Origin of the sequence: uncultured Campylobacter sp., from assembly GCF_938017615.1 — a bacterium.
Lineage (GTDB): Bacteria > Campylobacterota > Campylobacteria > Campylobacterales > Campylobacteraceae > Campylobacter_B.
The window spans coordinates 24,164-31,516 of record NZ_CALIJA010000101.1; the positions used below are offsets into that span (position 1 = coordinate 24,164).

General features: G+C 43.9%; 9 protein-coding genes. All 9 read left to right on the forward strand.

Features of this window, described 5'->3' with window-relative positions:
• Positions 1–71: 71 nt before the first annotated feature.
• Positions 72–1,634, forward strand: coding sequence for an inorganic phosphate transporter (locus tag Q0620_RS04900; protein WP_298783456.1), 1,563 nt, complete (start codon positions 72–74; stop codon positions 1,632–1,634).
• A 187-nt stretch (positions 1,635–1,821) separates the two neighbouring features.
• On the forward strand, positions 1,822–2,580 hold the full coding sequence (locus Q0620_RS04905; RefSeq protein WP_298783458.1) for an AzlC family ABC transporter permease: 759 nt from the start codon (positions 1,822–1,824) through the stop codon (positions 2,578–2,580).
• Complete coding sequence (locus Q0620_RS04910) at positions 2,580–2,927, forward strand: AzlD domain-containing protein (protein ID WP_298783459.1); 348 nt, start codon at positions 2,580–2,582, stop codon at positions 2,925–2,927. The genes Q0620_RS04905 and Q0620_RS04910 overlap by 1 nt, the downstream gene beginning before the upstream one ends.
• Before the next feature lie 69 nt (positions 2,928–2,996).
• Complete coding sequence (locus Q0620_RS04915; RefSeq protein WP_298783460.1) at positions 2,997–4,349, forward strand: coproporphyrinogen III oxidase family protein; 1,353 nt, start codon at positions 2,997–2,999, stop codon at positions 4,347–4,349.
• 129 nt (positions 4,350–4,478) lie between these two features.
• Positions 4,479–4,820 (forward strand): hypothetical protein, encoded by a 342-nt coding sequence (locus Q0620_RS04920; protein ID WP_298783461.1) that lies wholly within the window; start codon positions 4,479–4,481, stop codon positions 4,818–4,820.
• Positions 4,821–4,910: 90 nt separating this feature from the next.
• The gene (locus Q0620_RS04925) at positions 4,911–5,186 is read left to right on the forward strand and encodes an Imm53 family immunity protein (protein ID WP_298783462.1); all 276 of its coding nucleotides are present in this window, start codon (positions 4,911–4,913) and stop codon (positions 5,184–5,186) included.
• Between the two features lie 29 nt (positions 5,187–5,215).
• Positions 5,216–5,827 (forward strand): hypothetical protein, encoded by a 612-nt coding sequence (locus tag Q0620_RS04930; RefSeq protein ID WP_298783464.1) that lies wholly within the window; start codon positions 5,216–5,218, stop codon positions 5,825–5,827.
• A complete protein-coding gene (locus Q0620_RS04935) occupies positions 5,817–6,449 on the forward strand; it encodes a hypothetical protein (RefSeq protein WP_298783466.1) in 633 nt (210 codons plus the stop codon). The genes Q0620_RS04930 and Q0620_RS04935 overlap by 11 nt, the downstream gene beginning before the upstream one ends.
• A gap of 68 nt (positions 6,450–6,517) precedes the next feature.
• Positions 6,518–7,303, forward strand: a complete 786-nt coding sequence (gene imm45 / locus Q0620_RS04940) for an Imm45 family immunity protein (RefSeq protein ID WP_298783468.1) — start codon at positions 6,518–6,520, stop codon at positions 7,301–7,303.
• Positions 7,304–7,353 lie beyond the last annotated feature (50 nt).

Here is a 7,353-nt window from a genome sequence, read left to right on the forward strand (position 1 = left end):
TTTCCTCCGCTCCAAATTTAGTGGGGATTAAGGCGCGTGTGGTAAAATTTCGCGGATTTTAAGGGAGAGCTATGAAATCTAGCAAGATAAGTCTCATTTTCTACGGCATATTCTGCGGCGTAACAATCTATTTTCTTATCTGGGGATTCGGTTTTATAGGAAGCGGCGATAAAATGCTATTTTTAGTTTCGGTATTTTTGGGCATCTTTATGGCCTTTAATATCGGCGGAAACGACGTGGCAAATTCCTTCGGCACCAGCGTCGGAAGCGGCACCCTTAGTATTGCACAAGCCCTTTGTATCGCAGCGGTATTTGAAGCAAGCGGCGCGGTAATTGCAGGCGGCGAAGTAACCTCGACGATCCGCAGCGGCATAATCGATCTTAGCAAAATGGACGTGCATCCGAGAGATTTTATCTATGTAATGATGAGTGCGCTTTTCGCGGCGGGTGCGTGGCTACTTTTTGCCAGCCGTAGGGGCCTGCCGGTATCTACTACGCACGCTATCATCGGCGGTATCGTGGGCTCGGGACTTACGCTAGGCGCCCTGCTTAATACCGCAGAGACTTCTGCATTGTGGCTCGTGCAATGGGATAAGATCGGCAAAATAGCGATCTCTTGGGTGCTCTCGCCAATTTTGGGCGGAGTGATCTCCTTTGGAATTTTCTGGCTCATCAAACATTATATTTTGGATTATAACCGCTACGCTCAAATAAAGATCGACCGCATAAAGCGCGAAAAAAAATCCCTCCGCAAGCTGCATAAAAAGACCTTCGAGACTCTGGACGATATTCAAAAGATCGCCTATGCAGAGGCGCTAAATCACGATATCTACGCTATGCGCGATCCCGATTTTGATCCAAGCGAGCTGGATAGCGAGTATTATAAAAAGGTGATCGAGCTTGACGCGAAAAAAGAGAAGCTCAAATCCCACAAAGCCCTAGAGTACGGGATCCCCGCCGTAGCGGGTATCGGCGCTTTCGTGATCTCGGCGATGCTGATATTTAAGGGGCTGCATAATCTAAATTTCGGGCTTACGAATTTTTACAACTACCTCATCATCGGTATGTCGACGCTAATTACCTGGCTTTTGATGTTTATTTTCGCTAAAACCCTGCGCCGCTCAAATTTAAACAAATCTGCGTTTTTGATGTTTAGCTGGCTGCAGGTACTCACTGCTAGCGGCTTTGCCTTTTCGCACGGCAGCAACGACATCGCAAACGCCGTGGGTCCGTTTGCCGCCATCATCGATACGATGGCTACGAATAGTATCAATCCCTCCACTCCCGTGCCGCAGCAGATTATGATAATGTTCGCAGTAGCCCTAATAGCTGGGCTTTGGTTCATCGGCAAAGAGGTGATCGCCACCGTAGGCACCAATCTTACAAAAATCCACCCAGCCTCTGGCTTTAGCGCCGAGCTCGCAAGCGCCGTCGTCGTCATGGCAGCATCGGTACTTGGGCTGCCGATCTCCTCGACCCACGTGCTAATCGGCGCGATTTTGGGAATAGGCTTGGTAAATCACAGCACGAACTGGTCGCTGATGAAGCCGATCGGGCTAGCGTGGATCATCACCCTACCCGTCTCGGCGCTGCTTTCGGCGTTTGCATTCGTGCTTTTGCGCCACGTATTTTAGGCCAAATTTAAAGATCCGCTCTCTTAAATTTTAAAATTTTACGGCGCCGAAGCGAGTAAATTTTACAGCTCCTCTTGCGACGTATAACCGCGCAAAACCAGCTCGCAGCGGCGCAGATCCCGCCTGCGCGCCCTATAAAATTTAATAAAATTTTAGCTACAATCGCGCTTTTAAATTTAGGAAAGCTATGAGTAAATTTGAAATTTTCAGATCCACCCTTGCCGTGATGATGGGCTACGTACCGCTGGGGCTGGCGTTTGGCATCTACGGCATTAGCCAAGACCTGCCCGTCTGGGCTCTGGCGCTGACCTCGCTGCTTATATACGCAGGCAGCGTGGAGTTCGTGCTGATCGCATTCATCGTAACTCACGCCTCGCTCGTAGATACCTTCGTCGTGGCGTTCTTGCTAAATTTCCGCCATTTTTTCTACACGATGTCGCTGCTGGAGGAACTGCGCTTCGTGCGTCATAAAATTTACGCCGTATATGCCCTTACCGACGAAACCTTTGCTCTGCTAAAAGCGCGCGCTTTTTTGCGCCCCGAGGAGCTTAGCGGCGAGCGACCCGTAACGCCGCAAAGACTAAAAGAGCTTGATCTACTCTATAATCTAACGGCGATTTTAAATCAATCCTACTGGGTTGCTGGCGTCGTTGCGGGGGCTGTTTTGGGAGCAAGCTTAAAGCTTGATTTTAGCGGGGTCGAGTTTAGCCTGACGGCGCTTTTTGCGATGCTAACCTATGAGGTTTTTAAAGCAAATCCGCAATACAAAGTGCTATTGCTAGGATTTGCTTGCGCATTTGCGGGGCTTTTTATATTTCCTACAAAATACTTTTTATTCGGCACTCTGATTTTCGGGACTGTAGTATTGCTGCTATTTCGCAAATACTTCGAGCGACCTTCGCGCACGGGACGTAGGCTGCGAAAATTCTTAAAAAGGAGTAGGTAGTGGAAATTTTGCCCTATATCTTTCTAGGTTCGCTCGCTACGATTTTGACGCGATTTTTACCGCTGCTTCTTTTTAAGAAAAAGACCGCGAGTCCAAATCTGGCGTATCTGCAGAAAAACTCCGGACTTTTGATAATGGTCGTTTTGACGATCTACGCGCTTAAGACGATGCTGCCTAGCTTTTCGGGCGAGCGGGCTTTTAGCGCGGACGCGCTGCAAACGGCGACGCTGCTATTTTGCCTAATTATGGCGTTTGTCGTGCATGCTAAATTTCGTAATTCCCTCGTGACGATAGCGCTTCCTACGCTAATATATATGGCGGCACTGCGCTTTTTATTGAATTATTGATAAATTTATAAGTTAGTTTTCGATAAACTTCAAAAATTAATTTTTAAGTTTAAAAAAGGCTAAAGTTTCATGAATTTTATCAGTCAAATGGTGCATAGCTTCGCTAAAAAATATGCCGCCGAAACTATGCAAAAATCTCTATATAATTCCCTTAGAATCGACATCACGCAGGAAAATATCGCTAAAATTCCAAACCCCGATAAAAAATATATGCTCTACATGCACGTGCCCTTTTGCCACACGTTTTGCCCGTACTGCTCCTTTCACAAATACGCCTACGAGCGCGGCGCGTGCAGGGCGTATTTCGGCGCGCTACGCACCGAGATGCAGCGCACGAAGGACGCAGGCTACGACTTTGAGACGCTTTACGTCGGCGGCGGCACGACGCTCATCGACGAAGATGAGCTAGCGCGCACGCTGGAGCTTGCCAAGTCGCTTTTTAGCATTAAAGAGGTTTCGTGCGAGAGCGACCCCAACCACATCGAGCCTGAGAGCTTGCTACGATTTCGCGGGCTAATAGACCGCTTAAGCGTGGGGGTTCAGAGCTTTGATGACGATATTTTACGCAAAGCTTCGCGCTACGACAAATTCGGCTCGGGCGAAATTTTGCAAGAAAAGCTATCCCGAGCGGTCGGAATTTTGCCGATTTTGAGCTTGGATCTGATCTTTAATTTTCCGTTTCAAACTCGCGAAATTTTACTTCGCGACATCGAAGCGGCAAAGGCGGTGAAGCCCGAACAGATCACGCTGTATCCGCTGATGAAATCGCCTTTGATGCGCGATCAAATAGCGCGGAGCCTCGGCGTTAGCAACATAGACCGCGAGGAGGAGTTTTACTCCATCATCTGCAAGGAATTTTCTAGCTGGCACCGCAGCAACGCATGGGCTTTCGCTCGCGAAAAATCAAACATCAACGACGAGTATGTAGGCACAAACCACGAATACGTAGGCATCGGAAGCGGTGCGTTTAGCTTTTTGGACGGCAGGCTGCTCGTAAATGCGTTTAACCTCGAAGACTACGCAAGCAGAGTGCAGAAAAACGAAAGTACCGTCATCGCCACCTGCGATTTTAGCAGATCCGAGCGCGCGAAATACCTCTTTTTGACCGAGCTTTTTAACGGCGAGATCGATATCGCTAAATTTAACGCCGCAAACGATCTAAATTTGCGCCGCGAACTGGGCAGAGAGCTTAGCCTGCTAAGGCTAGCAGGAGCCGTACGGATCGAGGGCGAGATCATCCGCACGACGGAATTCGGCGCATATCTGTGCCTTGTTTTGATGAAGGAATTTTACACCGGCATGGACAAGGTGCGCGCGGCGTTTCGCGACGATGCCAAGATTAAGCGCGCAAAACAGCTCATCATCATGGACGAAAGCGAATCCGCCGCAACCGGCGCGGCAAAAAGCGAGATAGCGTCGTAAATTTTGCGCCCGACCGCTTCGGCTAATGCTTGGGCGCACCCAAAGCCTTAGCGCAAACTATCTAGGCATTTTAAAAATACAAACGAAATTTTGATTTCAAAATTTAGGAGCGCCGCTGTGAAAGGCAGAATGGTCAAACTATTCATTTTGTTTCTGTTTTTTGTCCTTGTATTTGAGCTCGTCGGCAATCTTTTTAACTTCGGCCGCTTCCCCTTTCATAAAAGCTGCGAGCCGTTTATGATGATAAACCGCCATATAACCGGTGATTCAAACGATAGGTGCATAATGCAACTTATGGATGAAAATCGAACGGGTGATCTTTCGCTATATTATCTTAAAACCAGATGCAATCAAGAGGAGCCATTGTCCGAACTGGATGAAAAAGCTATAAAATTTTTAAATATTCCGAACTCGAAGATAATCACCGTAAATAAAGATGGCTTGGAAAAGAAATTTTTAATAAGCGATTAAATTTAAATAGCAAAGAAGCCCTGCTTCAATTGCAATATCAAAGCCTAACAAATCGAGAATTTTAAAATTTATAAAATTAAAGGAGGAGCAATGAATAATCTAAAACTCATACAAAACTGGTACGCTTCCAAATGCGACGGAGAATGGGAGCATGAATATGGCCTTACGCTAGAAACGGTCGATAATCCCGGTTGGTGGATTGAAATCGATGGCGAGAGCGGGAAAAAGCCGATCAAAATAAATGTCGATAGAGATGACGAGGATTGGTTTTTCGTCAATGCCACGGAAAACGAACTCAAAGGAAGTTGCGGAGCCGAAAATTTAGAGGAATTATTGGAGTATGTGGTAAAATGGCTAACGGATTAAAATTTAGCAAGACAAATAAAGGAGCTTAGATGATCGAAGTCGAGATAAAAAACGAATCTTGCAAAAAGACCGAAGTTACGCTTGCAAATATTGAAATTGTTAAGGACGCCGTAAAGGAATTCGCCTATAAAAGCTTTAAGGGCAGCTATCTGTTTTTTGATATTTACGGCGAGATAGATATGGATTTTCACGCGCTTGGAGCAATTGGCGAAGGAGATGAAAACAATATCCGAAAAATAGATCTTAAAAAATATGAAAAAAGCTCCGTAGGCGCCACCGACATATCGCAAGATATGGAGGGCGTGGAATTCTGCACCTATTTTAAGCTGGATCAAAGTGAAATTTTAAAGCAAATATTATATTATATAGCCTATGAAAGATTTGAAGGCGGCTATTACGCAAAGGGTAAATTTATAGGCAAAAACAGAAACGATCTTATTTTTATCGGTATCTGCGGCGATGTAAAAAATTGCGCCGAAATAAAGAGCGTCGATTTAGATGAAATAATAAAAAGTATGCCCAAACTCTCGGAATCAAATAATTTTTATATTAACGAGTTTATGAGATCAACCAAACGGATCGATGAGGTAAATTCTATCGGCAACCGATTAAATTTAAAAAGGAGATACTATGAAATTTAAAATTTTGAAACCGAATGAACTATACGGCTGGGTTTTTAACAAAGATGAAGAACTTTATAAGGCTTTAGGATTTGATTGCTGGATGGATTCGTTTATTCGCATATTAGCTCAAATTCCCGGTACCAGAAAAAAAGATATTTTGGATTACCTTGAATATGAAATCTTTGATTGGTACGAATGGTTTGAACTATATGGGATTATCCGAAGCGACTATATGCTAGCGGACGAAGATAACCCTGAAATTTCAGCCTATCCGACATATGCGGGAGAGTATTTCGGAGTAATGGGCCAGCTGTTTTTAGGGGGTATGATAGACTTCGGCATAGAGCGCGGAAATTTAAGAAAGAAATGGGCTGACTTCGATACGAATTTATCCAAGATCGATCTAGGTATGTCGCTTTATGAGAAGTGGGTCTATTTTAGAGATAATTTCTTTTTTGGATATAAATTTTTAGAGGAGGACAAAATAACTCCCCAAGCAGAGATAACTTGGAAAGACCCTAACACATGGAGCAGATTTAGCCATTGGATATGTATGACTAATGCGGGCAAAGAGTATCGTGATAAAATTTTAAAGCCGAGGCTTTATGAAAAGTATAAGGATGTGAGTATAGAGGTGTAATTTAGCGATTACAAATAACGAAAATTTATTATGAACATGTTTAATCTAGCAAGCAAAAAGGACTTCAAATGACCATCTTACCAATATCAACCTTCGACAATGATTTACAAAGAGGCGATATTATAAAATTTAACGACGATGAGCTTATGGTCTGCGATGAGCGATGTTTCTGGACAGAAAATCCTTGCCTTTTAAATTTAAAAGATAACAGATACTTTGAGCTTCCTAGCGAGATGTTATCAAGCAAAGCGGGGTTTGTCGTGGACAAGGAGCAATTGATTCATAATTTAGCAAATTTCGGCATCAATGCGAGCCCCCGGGAGGTATTTATATGCTCCGATAATTACCTTAGTAGCGATGAACTAGGGGATTGCGACGAAACAATCCCCGGTTTCAGACTGATAAAACCCAGGGATAAATTCGGACGCAATAGGCGCATAAAGACAAATTTGATAAAAAAGCTTAGCGTTCCCCTCTTAAAATTTCGCGGAAAGATCGAGGTCGGAGATATTATCGAATGTAGAAAATCCTGCTATCCATATGAGAAAAATGTAAGCTTTATCGTAGTAAAAGCAAAAGACGATGATGGAGTAAATTTTATAAAATTGGTCGTAATTAGCGGCTACAAGGCAGGCTTATGGGTTCTGCCGTTTTTATTTAAAACAGATAAAAATACAGTAGAGGCGGACTGGCTAATTAAAAATTGGAAATATATTTTTTATAGATGCTGCGATATAAGGCACACCTATGTAAATTTACAAAACCGAAAAGAGATTTTAAATTTTACCGATAAGCAGTTGGAAAATTTTATAAAAATAAAGCGAAAGAGATTAAAATTTAAATGGAAAAAGTAGATAAGGATTTTAAAGCGAGCTTGTATAGTACCACGCAGCAAAAGGGCTTT